The following is a 15,588-nucleotide window of genomic DNA, read 5'->3' as shown; positions in this document are numbered from 1 at the left end:
AAGGAGAACACCATGCATAAAACAAGACTTGCCCTACTCATCCTGGTCGCCGGCAGCCTCGCCGCCTGCGGTGAAAGCTCCACCCTCCAGGTCGCTGACGGTACCGGGCCTTCGCCCAAGTTGCCGGAACCGAACAAAACCCTGATCCCCACCGTCAATATCGCCCCCGCCATCGGTTGGCCCGAGGGCGTGAAGCCAACGGCCGCCGCCGGCACCCAGGTTGCGGCGTTTGCCGAAGGCCTGGACCATCCGCGCTGGTTGTATGTGTTACCTAATGGCGACGTACTGGTGGCGGAAACCAACGCGCCGCCCAAGCCGGATGATTCCAAGGGCATTCGTGGCTGGGTCATGGAGAAAGTCATGGGCCGCGCTGGCGCCGGGGTGCCGAGCCCGAATCGCATCACGCTACTGCGTGACGCCGACCACGATGGTGTCGCGGAGACGCGCACGGTGTTCTTGGAAAATCTCAATTCGCCGTTTGGCATGACACTGGTCGGCAACGACCTGTACGTTGCTGACTCGGACAAGCTGCTGCGCTTCCCCTATCAACCGGGTGACACCGCGATCAAGCAAGCCGGTACCAAAGTCGTCGACCTGCCGGGCGGGCCTTTGAATCACCACTGGACGAAAAACGTGGTGGCCAGCAAGGACGGCACCCAGCTGTATGTGAGCGTGGGCTCCAACAGCAACGTCGGTGAAAACGGCCTACAAGCGGAAGAAGGCCGGGCGGCAATCTGGGAAGTCGACCGCGCCAGCGGCGAGCACCGCATCTTCGCCTCTGGCCTGCGCAACCCGAACGGTATGGCGTGGGAGCCGCAGAGCGGCAAGCTGTGGACGGCGGTCAACGAGCGTGACGAAATCGGCAGCGATCTGGTGCCGGACTACATCACCTCGGTAAAGGATGGCGGCTTCTATGGCTGGCCGTTCAGTTATTACGGGCAGCACGTCGATGTGCGGGTCACACCGCAGAATCTGGACCTGGTGGCCAAGGCGATTGCGCCGGACTACGCGGTAGGCCCACACACCGCATCCTTGGGACTGACATTCGCCGAGGGCAGCAAACTCCCGGCGCAATTCAGCAACGGCGCGTTTATCGGCCAGCATGGTTCGTGGAACCGCAAGCCGCACAGTGGCTACAAGGTGATCTTCGTGCCGTTCGAAGGCGGGCAGCCTAAAGGGCAGCCGGTGGACGTGCTGACCGGGTTCCTCGATAAGGACGAGAACGCCATGGGCCGCCCAGTGGGCGTGGTGATTGATCAGCAGGGGGATTTGCTGGTGGCGGATGATGTAGGGAATAAGGTGTGGCGGGTGTCGGCCGCTAGATAGCGGAGCAGCAAGCCTCAAGCTTGAAGCTGCAAGGTGGCGCTGCGCCGTCTTGCAGCTTGCAACTTGAAGCTTATCGCTGCTTTCAGGGATTCCGCGCCAGATTCGCCGGCAACACACGCTTTGCGCTCAAGTAAGCATTCTGCCAATACGTCTTGGACAAAGTATCCAACTTCACCGTACCACCGGTCTGCGGCGCGTGTACAAAGCGCCCTTCCCCCACGTAGATCCCGGCGTGGCTGACCTGTGAACCACCACCGGTGGCGAAGAACAGCAGGTCGCCGGTCTGCAGGTTCTGCTCGCTGACGTCCTGGGCGCGCATCACGATCAGTTCACGGGTAGTACGCGGTAGCGAGATGCCGGCAGCGTCGCGAAACACAAAACCAATCAAACCGCTGCAATCAAACCCGGAGTCCGGCGTGTTGCCGCCCCAACGATAAGGCGTGCCGACCAGGCCCAGCGCGCGGAAGAGCACATCTTCAGCCACAGGCGAGAAATTCTGGGTGGAATAGTTGAACACCGGCTTAGGCTTCACCGCGACAGGCGCGGGCGGCGGTGGGCGGCTTGCACAGGCGCTGAGCAGCGCGGCGCAAACAATAAGAATCAGGCGGGCCGAGGTCGACATGTGCAGAACAATCCTGGTCTGGATGCGGCTTTTCGCTGCCGAACGCTGAAAACCAGAACGCGCAAGCAAAGCTCGCGCGAACGGATTACAACAATGTCCAGGGATTCTAGCGCTTACACGTCAAACTTCAAGTATCACTTTAAGTTTACTTGCTAGCGGTAACCGTAGTCGGGGCCATGGCGAGTGCGCGCTTGGCTTCGATGAAGGTTTTGCTCCAGTAGCTGTCACCCAGGTTGTCGACTCGAACACCGCCACTGCGACGGCTGCTGGAGTGGATAAACTGGTTATCGCCCAAGTAGATACCAGCATGGCTGACGCGACCACGACCAGCCGTACTAAAGAAAAGCAGATCACCGGGCTTGAGGTTGTTGCGCGAGACCAACGGTGCATTCACTTTGATCATTTCGCGAGTGGAGCGTGGCAGGTTCATGCCCGCCTCTTCACGAAACAGGTAGCCGATGAAACCGCTGCAGTCAAAACCGGCTTCGGAGGTACCGCCGAAACGGTAACGGGTACCGATCAGGGACATGCCGCGTTCGAGGATGCTGTCGGCGAGAACTGGAAGCTGGTAAGGCTTCCTCCCGGAGAAATCGGCCAGTTCTTTTTCAGTTGTCAGCTCTTCTTCGTAAACAGAAGCAGACTGTGCAGCAACAAATTTGGCCTGGTTTTGAACCTGTGGTTTTTGCTGTTCTGCCACCTGTTGAGGGTGGGAGGCGCAACCAAACAACAGGGTAACGAGTGCGAGAGGCACGAGGGGTGCGAAGCGATTTAGCATGGGCACGACCGTGGCTGGTATGTAAAGAAGCCGAGACTATGCCTTCTATGACATCGATTTGCAAATTCAATCGTGGTCTATGTGACTTCCCGATTGGACGATGCCATCTAAGCCGTCATTCCATTTATCGGTTCAAATGCGTGGCCAATTCGGCTCAAACGCAGGTTTTTTGGCACCTGAAAATTGCCGACCCCCTTCAATTCAATGGGTTACCAGCCCAACGTTTCTTTCAGGAAAGGGATCGTCAATTTTCGTTGAGCCTGCAAGGAAGCCTGATCGAGCTGCTCGAGCAACTCGAATAAAGCGCTCATGCTGCGCGTGCCACGGGTGAGGATGAAATGCCCCACCTCGTCGGTGAGATGCAGGCCGCGACGCGATGCGCGCAATTGCAAGGCGCGCAGTTTGTCCTCGTCGGACAGCGGGCGCATCTGGAAGATCAGCGCCAGGGTCAGACGCGACTTGAGGTCAGCCAGCTTGATCGGAAGTTCACGTGGGGAAGTCGAGGCGGCAATCAATAAACGCCGACCACTGTCACGCAGGCGGTTGAACAGGTGAAACAGCGCCTCTTCCCAGTCCGCCTTGCCGGCGATCGCTTGCAGATCGTCCAGGCACACCAGCTCGTATTGCTCGAGGTGGTCGAAGATGCCGATACCACGGTCCATCAACTCAGCCAGGGGCAGGTAAACCGCTGGCTCGCCCATCTGCTCGAAACGCAGGCACGCGGCCTGCAACAGGTGAGTACGCCCTACGCCGTGCTTGCCCCACAGATAGATCAGGCTTTCGGTCCACCCGGCGTCGGCTTCGCAGAGCCGCTCGACATAGCCGAGTGCAGCGGCATTGGCGCCTGGGTAGTAGTTGATAAAGGTGGCGTCATCACGCAGACGCACACCCAAGGGCAGCTGAATCGGTTTCATGCTGACTGAACGGCTCCAAACGAACCGTTAGTGGCCTCTGTGAAAAGTTTGCAAAGTTTATACCCGTGACGCCGGGCGCACAATGCAGCAGACCACAAGCAAAATCAAAGGTTTGCGTTAACTTGTTGGATTTGCGCAGATTGTTTGGCGCTGCTGCTCCAGAAACAACAAACCCGGCCAAGACCGGGTTTGTTACGAAGCGGTTACAGTTCGGGGTCTACAACGCCGGTGTACACATCCGACTCTTTGTACAGGTCGTGCATATGGCGCACCAGCACCATGATCACTGCCGCCACCGGCAGTGCCATCAGGATGCCGGTAAACCCGAACAGCTCACCGCCCGCCAGGATCGCAAAGATCACCGCCACCGGGTGCAGACCGATCCGGTCGCCCACCAGCAACGGAGTGAGCACCATGCCTTCCAGCGCCTGGCCGACCATGAACACCGCGACAATCCCCAGCATCGGGTACAGGTCGCCGCCAAACTGAAACAGCCCGGCCACCAGCGCCGCGCCGATACCGATCACAAAGCCCATGTACGGCACGATAGCGGCCAGGCCGGCGATCAGGCCGATCAACAGGCCCAGCTCCAGACCGATCGCCATCAAGCCGCCGGCGTAGATGATGCCCAGCGCCAGCATCACCAGCAGTTGGCCACGCACAAACGCGCCCAACACCTCATGGCACTCGCCTGCCAGGGAAACAATGCGCTCCTCACGATCGCGCGGCAGCAGGCTGCGGATCTTGGCCATCATAATGTCCCAGTCGCGCAGCAGGTAGAACGCCACCACCGGGATCAGCACCAGATTGGTCAACCAACCAATCAGCGCCAGGCTGGATGCAGTTGCCTGGCTGAGGATGACACCGACGATATCGGTGGTCTGGCCCATGTGTTCGCTGATGGCCGCCTTGATCTTGTCGAACTTCCAGAAGCCGTCCGACAGCCCAAGCTTGGCCTGGGCCCACGGCACCGCCGTGTGCTGCAGCCAATCGAGCATCTGCGGCGCCAGTTCATACAAGCGATACAGCTGCTTGGCCAGCATTGGCAACAACACCAACACCAATGCCGTGATGATCAAGGTAAACAGCGCAAACACTGCCACTACCCCCAAGGTACGCGACAAGCCAGCCTTTTCCAGACGATCCACCATGGGATCGAACAGGTACGCGAGCAGCAACGCAACCAGGAACGGCGTCAGGATCGAATGCAGCAGAAACACAAATACACACAGCAGGACAATCCCGCCAAGCCACACCCAACGACGCGTATCCGCCATAAACCACTCCATCTATATAAAGAAGAAAACTACTACCAACGAAAACGCAGTTGCGCTTGAGGCTCAGGTGCAGCAACAGGTTGAGTGCTATCTGCCACAGGCTGCTGGACCGGTGCTCCACTGGCAGGGATCTCCTGCAATTTAGCCAGGCTCAACTGGGTACGTAACTGATCGGCACTGCCGTTGACGCGGTACACGATGCGATCGCCATCCACCCGTTGGGGCTGGCCACCAAAGGGCTCAAGCAGATGACCCAGCGCGGCGTAACGCTCAAGGGTCATGCCTTGCACTTCCAGCAATTGCTCGGTGCTCACGCCAGGCTTGACCGCAAAACGCGGCGCCAATTTCTGGCTGACCGCCAGCATCACCGCATCGGCCACGGCAGCCGTGTCGGCACCTTGCGCCGTGCCCTGTTCGCTGTTGTCGCCCAACCACAGGCGCCATTTGGCCTGCCATTGGCTGCCTTCCTGACGCGCATGCACGGCCAGCAGGGCGTCGGCGCCGTAACGTTCGGAGGCGGCGCGCAACGGTGTGGCATCGGCACTTTCCAAGTTCGGCACGGTGGCGACCACCTGCTCATCCAGGTCACCCAGCGGTAGACGCAACGGCAGGCCCCGGTGTTGCGCAGCGCGGCGCAGCGCCTGTGCGACGGTCTGGCCATCGCCTACCAGGCTGCTGCCTCCAGTAGAATCGTTCAACCACCAACCGAGGATCGAGGGGCGATTGCTGCCCCAAATCGACAGGCCCGCATCGCGCAAGGCGCGGTCAGTACTGACCGGATCAAAATCCACTTGCAGGCTTTCCGGCGGGCCAGCGTCGTACCCATATTGCGTGATGATTTGTTGCGGATCCTTGCGAATCGCCGCCAGGCCCGGGCCTTCGGCGGCTTTGGCGTCACCGGTCAGGCGGATCACCATGGTTTGCACGGCACGCTGGGTAGCCTGGTCGCGCTCTTGCGGGGACTGGCTGCTGACGGGCTCAAGTACTTGATAAAGGCCATTGAGTGTTTCGGCATGACTCGCCAGGCTGACCAACGACAAGCAGCCTACAAAGAAGAAGTTACACAGACGCATGGAAGATTCCCGAACGACAAATTTAGCGGCTGCAAAAGACCGCGTGAACTCGGTTTGGCAAGGCTGTGACCACAGCCACCGGTAAAACATTCACAGGGTCATTGCAGTTTTTGTACTGTCATAACGATAGCGGGTTAAAGGCTATACCTTAATACGTACCGAAGCAGAGCCGATTAGCATTTTTTTAACCTGCTTTTTTGACCTATATGGCCCTGCCCGTCGGCCCGAGGATGGCCGCTGCCCCTCAAGCCTGATAAAATCGCGCGCCTTCGCAGACCGTCAACGGCTGGGCCTTTTACCAAAAGCGCCTGCCCGCTCGGTCGTTACCCCTGAATCCCCCCTAAAGGCCTGGATCATGAGCAAGCAACCCTCCCTGAGCTACAAGGACGCCGGTGTAGACATCGACGCCGGTGAAGCATTGGTCGAACGCATCAAGAGCGTCGCCAAGCGCACTGCGCGCCCCGAAGTCATGGGCGGCCTGGGCGGTTTTGGCGCCCTCTGCGAAATCCCGGCCGGCTACAAGCAGCCTGTACTGGTTTCCGGCACCGACGGCGTGGGCACCAAGCTGCGCCTGGCGCTGAACCTGAACAAGCACGACAGCATCGGCATCGACCTGGTTGCCATGTGCGTCAACGACCTGGTGGTGTGCGGCGCTGAGCCCTTGTTCTTCCTGGATTACTACGCGACCGGCAAGCTCAATGTCGAAACCGCGACCCAGGTGGTGACCGGCATCGGCGCTGGTTGCGAACTGTCGGGCTGCTCTCTGGTTGGCGGCGAAACCGCTGAGATGCCAGGCATGTACGAAGGCGAAGACTACGACCTGGCCGGCTTCTGCGTCGGCGTTGTAGAAAAAGCCGAAATCATCGACGGCTCCAAAGTGGCTGCCGGTGATGCCCTGCTGGCCCTGCCATCCTCCGGCCCGCACTCCAACGGCTACTCGCTGATCCGCAAGATCATCGAAGTGTCCGGCGCCGACATCGAGAACATCCAGCTCGACGGCAAGCCGCTGACCGACCTGCTGATGGCCCCTACGCGCATCTACGTCAAGCCACTGCTCAAGCTGATCAAGGACACTGGCGCAGTCAAAGCCATGGCCCACATCACTGGCGGCGGTTTGCTGGACAACATCCCGCGCGTCCTGCCAAAAGGCGCCCAGGCGATCGTCGACGTGGCCAGCTGGCAGCGTCCTGCGGTCTTCGACTGGCTGCAAGAGAAAGGCAACGTCGATGAAACCGAAATGCACCGCGTGCTGAACTGCGGCGTGGGCATGGTTATTTGCGTGGCTCAAGAGCACGTTGAAAGCGCGCTGAACGTGCTGCGTGAAGCCGGCGAGCAGCCTTGGGTTATCGGCCAGATCGCCACCGCCCCAGAAGGCGCGGCACAGGTTGAACTGAAGAACCTCAAGGCTCACTGATGCCTCAGACCTGTGATGTCGTGGTGCTGCTTTCCGGCACCGGCAGTAACTTGCAGGCCCTGATCGACAGCACGCGCACCGGCGACAGCCCGGTGCGCATCGCTGCGGTGATCTCCAACCGCAGCGACGCCTATGGCCTGCAACGCGCCAGGGACGCGGGTATCGACACCCGCGCCTTGGATCACAAGGCTTTCGAAGGTCGCGAGGCCTTTGATAGCGCCTTGATCGAACTGATTGACGCCTTCAACCCCAAACTCGTGGTACTGGCCGGCTTCATGCGCATCCTCAGCGCTGATTTCGTAAGGCATTACGAAGGGCGGCTGCTGAATATCCACCCTTCCCTGCTGCCCAAGTACAAAGGCATGCACACGCACCAGCGTGCGCTCGATGCCGGCGACAGCGAGCATGGCTGCAGCGTGCACTTCGTCACCGAGGAACTCGATGGCGGGCCTCTGGTCGTACAGGCAGTGGTTCCGGTAGAGTCTGACGACTCGGCGCAGAGCCTTGCGCAACGGGTTCACACCCAGGAACACAGGATTTACCCACTGGCCGTTCGCTGGTTTGCCGAAGGTCGGTTGATTCTTGGCGACCAGGGTGCATTATTGGACGGTCAGTTACTCGCGGCCAGCGGCCACTTGATTCGAACCTAGGAGATTTTATGCGTCGCGCCTTGCTCTTCGCTTTTGCGCTGTTCGCCTTGCCTGCCGTGCAAGCAGCAGACCTTCACCCCTTCTCCGCCAGCTACACCGCTGACTGGAAACAGTTGCCCATGAGTGGTTCGGCAGAACGCAGCCTGACCAAGAACAGCGACGGCACCTGGACCTTGAACTTCAAGGCTTCCATGATGATCGCCAGCCTGACCGAAACCAGTGTGATCGTGTTCGACAAGGACACCCTGCAACCGAAGAGCTACACCTTCGAACGCGGCGGCCTGGGTAAGGCGAAGAAGATCAATCTGGATTTCGACCAATCCGCCAAGAAAGTTACCGGTTTTGAAAACAAAGACCCGGTCAACGTCACCCTTGAAAGTGGCATGCTCGACAAGTCGACTTACCAGCTCGCCCTCCAGCGTGACGTGGCTGCCGGCAAGAAAAGCATGAGCTACCGTGTGGTCGAAGGCACGGACGTCGATACCTATGACTTCCGCGTCATCGGCCCTGAAAAGGTCCAGACCAAGGTAGGCGCCATCGACGCGATCAAGGTCGAGCGTGTGCGCGACCCGTCGCAGAGCAAGCGCATCACCCAGATGTGGTTTGCCAAGGACCAGGGCGGCATCCTGGTTGCCCTGCGCCAGGTTGAGACCGACGGCAAGGAATACAACATCATGCTGCAGGACGGTACCGTTGACGGTAAGGCTGTCAAAGGTAGCTGATAGGCTGATGAGCTGAAAAAGTAGCCTCGCTGAATGCGGGGCTTTTTTTCGCCTGCAGGTTTTGGGGTGGACGTTCTACCGCTATCGCTGGCTTGCTCGCGAAGGTGGCGGAGGATCAACACAAGAGAAACGCCCCCTCAAACATGAAACCTTTGTCATAAAACTCAGGCACCTGCGACGCAATGTCACGGTTTACGGGGCCTGTAGCAATGTTGCGTTTTGTGCACTGAATTGTTGCGGGCAAAACCGGTTTACTTAGCAAGCTAACAAAACATATAAAAGAGGCCTGCGACGACTTGCCGCAGATCAACCAGAGATTGGAGCAAGCAGATGACTGTAAAAGTAACTGAACGCGACGATGCACACATGTCTCATGAAGCACTGGGTCATGGGATTCACATCTGGGATGTCCATCAACAAGACCAACTGGTCGGCATGTTCCACAACGAGAACGAAGCCAACAATTATAAAAACGAGCTCGAAACTCTTGAGATGAAACGCCAGGCACAAAGCTCCTGAAACGCTGATATCACGTAGACGCCCGACCCCACGCAGCCGGGCCGCCTCCACAAAAAAACCGCCCAATGCGCGGTTTTTTTGCGTTTTAGAAGCCGCTATGTCCCTACACGACTGTGCAATCGTACAAAAGCAGACACAGATTACACAGTCACAGTCCGGGTACTGCACGCCATTCCAAGCCCCCCTGAACTGGCCTGTTCAAGACGCCTCCAGGCCATGTCACAGCCTATCCCTGACCGCAGTATTTGCCGGCAAGTCACGCCCTCCGACCGCTTGAATAAACGGTTGCGAAAAAAGCGTAACAAAAAATAGACATTTGTTAATAGTTCTCGATACCATTCGCACGCTTTTCACCCAGGACCGCGGATAAGGAATTCGACTTCATGCATGGCCACAACAGCACGCCGGAAAAATTACTGCTTGAGCGCTGGGGTGAAGCACTGGCCACGCCGCAATTCCTCGCCAATCACATCAGCCTTGATGCACTGATCAACACGCTGGCGCCCGCCGCCGAACGCAGTTTCCAACGTCTGATCCAGGCACTGTTTCGTGAAGGCCTGCTGGACCCCAACACTCGCACCTATGACGAACGCGGCCACTGCTGGCTGGCACTGCCTGACCAAACCCGCCTGCGCTTCGATCACCTGCGCCCCGGCCGTATGGGCAGTTGGGACCTGCGTGGCCAGGTCACGCTGTTACGTAATGACCAGACCGAGCAGATCATTCAATTCCCGTCGCAATTACTGACGCTGCTTAACAACAGCCTCGAATCATCGGCCGACCTGAACGTCTTGAGCCGTCTTAACACCGAAATCGATGACAGCTTTGTCAACGACACGCTATGCCTTGCCTTTCACGCGCAGTGGACACTCAAGCTGCACGCAGCAATGGACCCGGCCCATCAGCACAATCTGCTCAGCCACCTCAAGAACGATGCGAGTGTGACCAACGCTACGTCCGTGCTTGAACAATGGGGCACGCTGGGCCACCCATGGCACCCCAACTACAAGACCAAGTTGGGCTTGGCTACCGACCAAGTGATTGATTTCTCACCGGAGTTCGAAGCGCGCTTCCCGGTATTCCTTTGCGCGCTCCACCGCCAATATGCGCATGTCGAAGTATTGGCCGATACCGCAGATTACTGGCGGTGGTGGCAACAGCACTTTCCACAGGCAGCCCGGCAGTTGACCGCAGCGCTTGCAGCGCAGGGGCTTGAGGCGGCTGAGTACCTGCCGCTGCCTGCTCACCCTTGGCAGGCACGCCAGGAGCTACCGCAACTGTTCGCCAACGAAATCGGTGACAAGCTGCTGGTGCTGACCGATATCGTCGCGTTTACCGCCCACCCGACCATGTCGTTCAGGACCGTGCTGCCTGAAGGCAGCCGCGACGCGCCGATGGTCAAACTCCCGGTCTCACTCCGGCTGACCAGTGTGCAACGAACTGTTTCGCCACGCTCGGCGCGCATGGGCCCGCGAATCAGCCAGTTGCTGCTGGCGATCCTTGAGCGCGAGCCCGCAATTCAGCGAATCCTGCGCATCGTCCCCGAGCGGATCGGCGTGCATTTCAAACCCCAACCGGCCAATGATGAGCACTCCCGTCACCTCGCCGTTCTCTACCGCGACAACCCGCAGAGCCTGCTCCAACCGGGCGAAATGGCCGTGCCGGTGGGCAGCCTGTTTGCCATCGACCAGCACGGCCAGCCGCTGCTGAGGCAATGGGTACGCCTGAGCAAAGGCCTGGACGACGCCGATGCCATGCTTGCGTTCTTTCGCGACTATGCCGCGATCGCCGTACCGGCACTGTTGGGCATGTACCTGCGCTATGGCGTTGCCTTCGAGGCCCACCAGCAGAACGCCTTCATGGTCATGGCCGCAGACGGCCAATTGAACCGCCTGTTGTTGCGTGACTTCGGTGATATTCGAATCGACCGCAAGACCTTGCACGCCCACGGTTTGGATATCGAACTGCACGACCCCAGGATGACGCTGTATGACGACGCGGGCTTTGTACGTGACAAGCTGCTGCACACGGTATTCATGTGCCACCTGGGCGAACTGGTATTGCTCAGTGCCCGCCACTTCGATATCCCCCAGGCGTTACTTTGGAATGAACTGTCGGCCCAAGTCAGCCAGTGTTTCGACGACTTGCGCAGCCAGGTCGAACCACAGCGCTGGGCAACCGAGCGCGAAGCCCTGATGGAGCAGGACTGGCCGGCCAAGTCGTTCATGCGCATGCGCCTGCTGGAAAGCCATGCCGACATCGTCGGGCGGCTGCCCAACCCGCTGAGTGCCGCCGCCAATGGCAGCTAACCACACCGCGCTGCGGCTGCTGGTGGTGATTCAACTGGTGTCGATGGGGGCCATGGAAATGAGCGGCCCCTTCTGGCCCTTGCAGATCCAAAAGCTGCTCGGCGTGGCCAATGCCCAGTACACCGGCCTGCTGTCTTCGCTGGTGTATGCCGGGCCGATGATGGCGGCGATGATCCTGACGCCAATGTGGGGGCGCCTGGGTGACCGTACCGGCCACAAGCCGATGATCATTCGGGCGCTGCTGGCGCTGGCGGTGTGCCAGGCGTTGGCCGCTATCACCTTCGATCCGTGGCTGCTGGTGGCGATCAGGGTGGCGCAAGGCGCGTTGGCCGGCTTTATCGCAGCGGCCCAAGCCTACGCACTGGCCTACTGTGGTGATGGCGGGCGCGGGCACATTCTTGCGCGACTGCAATCGGCAACCGCAGTGGGGTCACTGGCTGGGCCGGTGCTGGGCGGCTGGCTGATGGATATCTCGGGCTTCGCACTGCTGTGCTACAGCGCCACCGCCGTCTGCCTGATCTGTGCAGTGATCAGCGTGTTCCTGCCCAGCGATGCGCCGCGCTCGCGGCCAACGCGCACGTCCGCACCCGCCGCACTGCCCAAAGGCTGGCTCGGCGCAATGCTGGGGATCATCGTATTGATTCAGGCTGCCAAGATGATGCCTCAGCCGTTTTACGCCCTCTACGTCGCCGACGTTTTACACGCACCCGCATGGTTGATCGGCGCCAGCTATGCCGCCAGCGCCCTCACGCTGGCACTGTCCGCCCCGCTTTGGGGGCGGCTGTTTGACCGACATCAACCCGCACACACGCTGCGCATTATCGAATGGGTCACGTGGTCCTGCGCCTTGACGCTTGCCTTCACGGCGATGGCCAACGAATGGCTGGGCTTCCTCGCCAGCCGGTTGCTGTGGGGCGTATGGCAAGGCGCGTTGCTGCCCGTCGCCTACACGTTGATCGCCAATACCGTTGCGCCCAGCCAACAGGGTTTTGCTCTGGGCATGGGCAATAGCGCCGCCAAAGCCGGCGCGCTGTGCGGCGCCTTGATGGGCGGCATCGGCATGGCGATGGTGGGCTTGGCGCACAGCTTTTGGCTGGTCGCGCTCACTTATGCCTTGGCCGCCCTGGGTGTTCGCGCAATCCGTTCGCTCACCCGAACACCCGATTCATCCGGTTTTTCTGTCAATACTTCTAATAACTGAAAGGCAAGGTCATGAACAAATTGCAACTGGCAGCCCTGCTGCCCCTGCTCGGATCTATGAGCGGCCCAGCCTGGGCCGATCAAGTTGAAGAAACCCCACCAGCGCCCACCAACCTGCAATTACAGGCGACAGTGGTTTCGGCCACACGCAATGAAACCAGTATTGCGGCGATCCCTGGCTCTGTGCAGGTCATCAGCGAAGACCAGATCCGCCAGCAAACGGGTGCGGGACGCCGGGTTGCGGATATGCTCGGGCAATTGGTGCCGGGCATTGCTCCCTCCAGCGGTGGCATGAGCAACTTCGGCCAGACGCTTCGCGGCCGTAATACGCTGATCCTGATCGATGGTGTGTCCCAGAACGCCACGCGCGACAACTTCCGCCAGCTCAACAGCGTGGCACCGGAAAGCATCGAGCGCATTGAAGTGATATCCGGCGCCAGCAGTGTCTACGGTGCAGGTGCGTCAGGCGGCATCATCAACATCATCACCAAGCGCAACAAAGGTGAAGACCTGGCCTTCAGCAGCAAAATCGGCATGACCGCCGGCAACAACCTCAGCCACAAAGGTTTCTCCTACGAAACATTCCAGAGCGCAACGGGCCGTCAGGGCCCGGTGGACTGGTATGTTTCGGGTAACTACGTACAACGCAACGATCAGTTCGACGGCAACGCAAAGCGCATTCCCCAGGACACGTCCCAGGGCAGCAACATGGACACCGACACCTATGACCTGCAAGGTCGCTTCGGCTACGCGCTGGATGACGACAAGAAGATCAGCCTGTCGCTGCAAGACTACAAGGACGAGCAAGACACCCGTTACACCAAGAACCCACGCATCACCGACACCGCCGTCGCGGTCAAAGGCCTGGACCTGGATGACCAACCCTTCACCCACAACCAGGCGGTCAACCTTAACTACGCCGACAACGATTTCTACGGTCAGGGCTTGCAGGTCGAAAGTTACTGGCGGCGTGCCGACGCGTTGTTCTTCCCGGACCTGTCGCGTGGCCGCGCCGGGGTATCCGACAACAACAGCGTGCAAGATGTCTACGGCCTGCGCGCGGCGATCGATACGCAAATGCCGGACATCGGCCCGGCCACCGGCAACCTCGTCTGGGGCGCTGATTACGACCATGAAACCTCAAGCCAGCGCGGCGACCAATACCGCGTCAACGGCCTGACCTACACCAAGACCGGCACCACGTTCGAACTCGGCCCCGACATCGCGACCAGCACCAAAGCCATCTTTGGGCAGCTGTCCTACGACATCGATGACTGGACCTTGCGTGGTGGCGTACGCCGTGAGTGGATCGAAAGCGAGGTTTCCGACAGCATCGCTTATGGCGAAATCGTCCAGACCGGCAATCGCGCGATACTGCCCGGTGGCACGCTCAAATACGATGACACCCTCTATAACCTCGGCGCGGTGTATCACCTGAGCGAAAACCAGGATGTATTCGTCAACTTCAGCCAGGGCTTTTCCCTGCCGGATATCCAGCGTTTCCTGCGTGACGTGAACAGCAAGTACGACATTCAAAACCTGAATGCCCAAGCGCTGAAGGTCGACAGCTACGAGCTGGGCTGGCGTGGCAATTGGGACAAGTGGCTGGCCAACGTCACAGCGTATGAAAACACCTCGGATGTCACCCAGTTCTATGACGCCAATGATCGTGTACTGCGCCTGATCAATCAGAAAGAACGTGTGCGCGGTATTGAAACCAGCCTGACGTACAACTTCACCGATCAATGGTCAGTAGGCGGCACTTACGCCTACGCCAAAGGCGAGACCCAGCAGAACGGTAAATGGATCGACCTGCCTGCCACACGCATCTCTCCCGCCAAGACCACCGCCTTTGTCGGCTACGACCGTGGCGACTACAGCCTGCGCCTGCAAGGTATGCGCCTGGCCGACTATGACGCCGCGTTCAAAGACAACAACGGCCGCGACATCAAAGGCTACACGCTGGCTGACCTGTTGGGTTCGGTGAGGTTGCCGGTAGGTCGCCTCGAAGGTGCGGTGTACAACCTCACTAACCGCAACTACCAAAACATGTTCGCCCAGGCCAACGCGCGTGCACCGTACCCAAATGCCCAAGGTCGCACCTTCAGCCTGAGTTACGCAGTGGATTGGTGATCGGCTGACGCTACTGGTTAGAACACAAACCCCGCCTTTTGAGCGGGGTTTGTGTTTCTTGGCAGGGGCAAGCCCCTCACCACATGGCAGTTTTTACCGCCTTACCACATCAGGTCATCCGGGATCTGGTAGGCGGCGTAAGGATCATCCTCATCCGGCACTTGGCTTTCGGTGAGGATATTGAGCTGCACGATACGCTCCGGCGCACGCTCCTGGATCTTCAGGGCTGCTTCGCGCGGGATCACCTCATAGCTGCCGCCGTGATGCACGATCGCCAGGGAGCCGTTGCTCAGCTTGTTGCGCATCAAGGTGTTGACCGACAGGCGCTTGACCTTCTTGTCATCCACGAAGTTGTAGTAGTCCTCGGTGGTCAGCTTGGGCAGGCGCGAGGTTTCGATCAGTTGCTTGACCTGGGCCGTGCGGGCCTTGGCCTCGGCTTTTTCCTGCTGCTGGCGGTTCAGCTCCTGGTCGCGCTTGATCTTCTCAGCCTTTGCCTCGGCTGCCAGGCGGGCCTGGGTGTCGTCAGCCTCGATCTGGCCTTTGTGGACCAGGCGCTGCTGCTTCTGTTTGTCTTTGCCGACCTGCTTGGCCTGCTTTTGGTTGACCAGACCTGCTTTGAGCAACTGATCGCGGAGGGAAATGCTCATGGTGCTT

General features: G+C 59.4%; 14 protein-coding genes. 8 read left to right on the top strand and 6 right to left on the bottom strand.

What is annotated here, in order from left to right:
- Positions 1-12: 12 nt before the first annotated feature.
- Complete coding sequence (locus AACY08_RS03365) at positions 13-1,326, top strand: PQQ-dependent sugar dehydrogenase (RefSeq protein WP_339468063.1); 1,314 nt, start codon at positions 13-15, stop codon at positions 1,324-1,326.
- Between the two features lie 82 nt (positions 1,327-1,408).
- Here AACY08_RS03365 and AACY08_RS03360 read toward each other — a convergent pair whose 3' ends face one another.
- The 5 genes from AACY08_RS03360 to AACY08_RS03340 form a co-directional block, all read right to left on the bottom strand.
- Positions 1,409-1,948 (bottom strand): C40 family peptidase, encoded by a 540-nt coding sequence (locus tag AACY08_RS03360; protein WP_339468060.1) that lies wholly within the window; start codon positions 1,946-1,948, stop codon positions 1,409-1,411.
- A 145-nt stretch (positions 1,949-2,093) separates the two neighbouring features.
- On the bottom strand, positions 2,094-2,723 hold the full coding sequence (locus tag AACY08_RS03355) for a C40 family peptidase (protein ID WP_339468058.1): 630 nt from the start codon (positions 2,721-2,723) through the stop codon (positions 2,094-2,096).
- A gap of 209 nt (positions 2,724-2,932) precedes the next feature.
- Positions 2,933-3,637 (bottom strand): DnaA regulatory inactivator Hda, encoded by a 705-nt coding sequence (gene hda / locus AACY08_RS03350; protein ID WP_305433881.1) that lies wholly within the window; start codon positions 3,635-3,637, stop codon positions 2,933-2,935.
- 203 nt (positions 3,638-3,840) lie between these two features.
- Positions 3,841-4,914: an AI-2E family transporter gene (locus AACY08_RS03345; protein ID WP_339468056.1), complete on the bottom strand. Its 1,074-nt coding sequence runs from the start codon at positions 4,912-4,914 to the stop codon at positions 3,841-3,843.
- Positions 4,915-4,946: 32 nt separating this feature from the next.
- Positions 4,947-5,987 (bottom strand): DUF2066 domain-containing protein, encoded by a 1,041-nt coding sequence (locus tag AACY08_RS03340; RefSeq protein WP_339468054.1) that lies wholly within the window; start codon positions 5,985-5,987, stop codon positions 4,947-4,949.
- 355 nt (positions 5,988-6,342) lie between these two features.
- On the opposite strand from AACY08_RS03340, the gene purM reads away from it, so the two are divergent.
- The 7 genes from purM to AACY08_RS03305 all read left to right on the top strand — a co-directional run bounded on the left by purM (position 6,343) and on the right by AACY08_RS03305 (position 14,934).
- Positions 6,343-7,401, top strand: coding sequence for a phosphoribosylformylglycinamidine cyclo-ligase (gene purM, locus AACY08_RS03335; RefSeq protein WP_314559612.1), 1,059 nt, complete (start codon positions 6,343-6,345; stop codon positions 7,399-7,401).
- Positions 7,401-8,051: a phosphoribosylglycinamide formyltransferase gene (purN, locus tag AACY08_RS03330; protein WP_339468052.1), complete on the top strand. Its 651-nt coding sequence runs from the start codon at positions 7,401-7,403 to the stop codon at positions 8,049-8,051. The genes purM and purN overlap by 1 nt, the downstream gene beginning before the upstream one ends.
- 8 nt (positions 8,052-8,059) lie before the next feature.
- Positions 8,060-8,773, top strand: a complete 714-nt coding sequence (locus AACY08_RS03325) for a DUF3108 domain-containing protein (RefSeq protein ID WP_339468050.1) — start codon at positions 8,060-8,062, stop codon at positions 8,771-8,773.
- Positions 8,774-9,103: 330 nt separating this feature from the next.
- Positions 9,104-9,292, top strand: coding sequence for a hypothetical protein (locus AACY08_RS03320; protein WP_339468048.1), 189 nt, complete (start codon positions 9,104-9,106; stop codon positions 9,290-9,292).
- Positions 9,293-9,675: 383 nt separating this feature from the next.
- On the top strand, positions 9,676-11,601 hold the full coding sequence (locus AACY08_RS03315) for an IucA/IucC family protein (RefSeq protein WP_339468046.1): 1,926 nt from the start codon (positions 9,676-9,678) through the stop codon (positions 11,599-11,601).
- The gene (locus tag AACY08_RS03310; protein ID WP_339468044.1) at positions 11,591-12,802 is read left to right on the top strand and encodes an MFS transporter; all 1,212 of its coding nucleotides are present in this window, start codon (positions 11,591-11,593) and stop codon (positions 12,800-12,802) included. The genes AACY08_RS03315 and AACY08_RS03310 overlap by 11 nt, the downstream gene beginning before the upstream one ends.
- Before the next feature lie 11 nt (positions 12,803-12,813).
- Positions 12,814-14,934, top strand: coding sequence for a TonB-dependent receptor (locus AACY08_RS03305; protein ID WP_339468042.1), 2,121 nt, complete (start codon positions 12,814-12,816; stop codon positions 14,932-14,934).
- Positions 14,935-15,035: 101 nt separating this feature from the next.
- Here the strand turns inward: AACY08_RS03305 and AACY08_RS03300 are convergent, their stop codons facing one another.
- Positions 15,036-15,581: a DUF2058 domain-containing protein gene (locus AACY08_RS03300; protein ID WP_065873796.1), complete on the bottom strand. Its 546-nt coding sequence runs from the start codon at positions 15,579-15,581 to the stop codon at positions 15,036-15,038.
- Between the last annotated feature and the right edge of the window lie 7 nt (positions 15,582-15,588).

The sequence above is a fragment of the Pseudomonas sp. EL_65y_Pfl1_R83 genome (genome assembly GCF_963970695.1).
Classification (GTDB): Bacteria; Pseudomonadota; Gammaproteobacteria; order Pseudomonadales; family Pseudomonadaceae; genus Aquipseudomonas; species Aquipseudomonas tritici.
Note: the sequence above shows the minus strand (reverse complement) of the source record. Positions and strands in the feature narration are given on the sequence as shown.

Excerpts from the sequence above, each read along its gene's own strand:
- AACY08_RS03365 (WP_339468063.1), top strand. The coding sequence starts at position 13 with ATGCATAAAACAAGACTTGCCCTACTCATCCTGGTCGCCGGCAGCCTC.
- AACY08_RS03360 (WP_339468060.1), bottom strand. The coding sequence starts at position 1,948 with ATGTCGACCTCGGCCCGCCTGATTCTTATTGTTTGCGCCGCGCTGCTC.
- AACY08_RS03355 (WP_339468058.1), bottom strand. The coding sequence starts at position 2,723 with ATGCTAAATCGCTTCGCACCCCTCGTGCCTCTCGCACTCGTTACCCTG.
- hda (WP_305433881.1), bottom strand. The coding sequence starts at position 3,637 with ATGAAACCGATTCAGCTGCCCTTGGGTGTGCGTCTGCGTGATGACGCC.
- AACY08_RS03345 (WP_339468056.1), bottom strand. The coding sequence starts at position 4,914 with ATGGCGGATACGCGTCGTTGGGTGTGGCTTGGCGGGATTGTCCTGCTG.
- AACY08_RS03340 (WP_339468054.1), bottom strand. The coding sequence starts at position 5,987 with ATGCGTCTGTGTAACTTCTTCTTTGTAGGCTGCTTGTCGTTGGTCAGC.
- purM (WP_314559612.1), top strand. The coding sequence starts at position 6,343 with ATGAGCAAGCAACCCTCCCTGAGCTACAAGGACGCCGGTGTAGACATC.
- purN (WP_339468052.1), top strand. The coding sequence starts at position 7,401 with ATGCCTCAGACCTGTGATGTCGTGGTGCTGCTTTCCGGCACCGGCAGT.
- AACY08_RS03325 (WP_339468050.1), top strand. The coding sequence starts at position 8,060 with ATGCGTCGCGCCTTGCTCTTCGCTTTTGCGCTGTTCGCCTTGCCTGCC.
- AACY08_RS03320 (WP_339468048.1), top strand. The coding sequence starts at position 9,104 with ATGACTGTAAAAGTAACTGAACGCGACGATGCACACATGTCTCATGAA.
- AACY08_RS03315 (WP_339468046.1), top strand. The coding sequence starts at position 9,676 with ATGCATGGCCACAACAGCACGCCGGAAAAATTACTGCTTGAGCGCTGG.
- AACY08_RS03310 (WP_339468044.1), top strand. The coding sequence starts at position 11,591 with ATGGCAGCTAACCACACCGCGCTGCGGCTGCTGGTGGTGATTCAACTG.
- AACY08_RS03305 (WP_339468042.1), top strand. The coding sequence starts at position 12,814 with ATGAACAAATTGCAACTGGCAGCCCTGCTGCCCCTGCTCGGATCTATG.
- AACY08_RS03300 (WP_065873796.1), bottom strand. The coding sequence starts at position 15,581 with ATGAGCATTTCCCTCCGCGATCAGTTGCTCAAAGCAGGTCTGGTCAAC.